The following is a 1,142-nucleotide window of genomic DNA, read 5'->3' on the forward strand; positions in this document are numbered from 1 at the left end:
CGCATTCATCTTTCTTAAATGCTCTTGGCGAAACGAGACTCAGCTAGGTTGTGCTTACTTTACGTAGTTCATTCAAAGAAAAGCCAGTCCCAATAATACCCAAGAAAGCAACAAAGCAAACAACAGGGTTTCCTGTGCCAAATACGCACCTTCAAACTCAATGCGTTCGATACGGATATGATGCTCTCCATTTGCCGCCCCTGAGCCTGTCGCCAACTCAATTCGTGTCACGTTGGAATATTCTGGTGCAGAATGTTCAATCGGAATCTTATTGTCGGCTAGCCACCAAGTCATGACTTGCAAGTTCGCTAGGGGGATCTCAATGGTTTCCACGCTGGCACTCGGTGTGAACTCCATGCCATTGTATTTGTAAGTGTACTCATTATCTGCGGTGGAGTAAGCCGGATTAAAGTTACGCAAATAAAAGCGCAATCGACCATCGGATTCGCCCGTTTTGTCGTAGCTGAGCTTGAGACGGATCGTGTGGTAGTTGGAAAGGTCGATACCTTTCGTCGCTTCAAGTGTGTCAGTAAAAATCGAAATACCACAGTAGGCCACGGGTAGCTACGCCGTTTTGCATGTTACAGCTTAAATCGATCGTTTGGCCATCAATCGCCATTTCCGTCGTCGTAATACCGCCTGCTGCCCGATCATCGGTGGCAAAATAAGCAAAACGTTCTGGTGTGATGACAAGTTTTCTCGTGTCACCTAACACACTATAAAGCGCTATTAAACTGATGGTACATATTGCGAGAGCAAAATAAGTTTATGTATCCATTTCATCATTAGCCTCCAAAAACAACTCAACCCACCAATCAACACTCAATGTCAATACTTTATTATTATTTTTACCTGTTCTCAATAGAGATACACTATACCATGCAGAATAAATGTGATGTTAATTCCAACATAAATTAGCGTTCAATTATGTAAGCAAATGCGACCTAGTTCACGACGTTAAATAAGTTTTATAACAATAACGAAACCACTGGATAACCACTATCACCTCAATGGGGGATGGTAATCGCGATAACGCGAACCTACTCGCAACCTGTCATTTTGTCCCGTTTGGTATATACTTCCGCAAAACAAATAATGAGTAATGTCATGACTACAAATGCGAAAGGCACGCTGGATAAAAT

Annotated in this window: 2 protein-coding genes; both read right to left on the reverse strand. The window is 42.6% G+C overall.

What is annotated here, in order from left to right; genetic code table 11:
• Positions 1-72 precede the first annotated feature (72 nt).
• Entirely contained in the window at positions 73-558 is a 486-nt protein-coding gene (locus tag CIK04_RS25265; RefSeq protein WP_325205809.1) for a hypothetical protein, read from the reverse strand.
• A complete protein-coding gene (locus CIK04_RS33860) occupies positions 527-715 on the reverse strand; it encodes a hypothetical protein (protein ID WP_325205810.1) in 189 nt (62 codons plus the stop codon). Before CIK04_RS33860 ends, CIK04_RS25265 begins: the two co-directional genes overlap by 32 nt.
• Positions 716-1,142: the final 427 nt, after the last annotated feature.

This window comes from Vibrio sp. 03_296 (genome assembly GCF_002265885.1).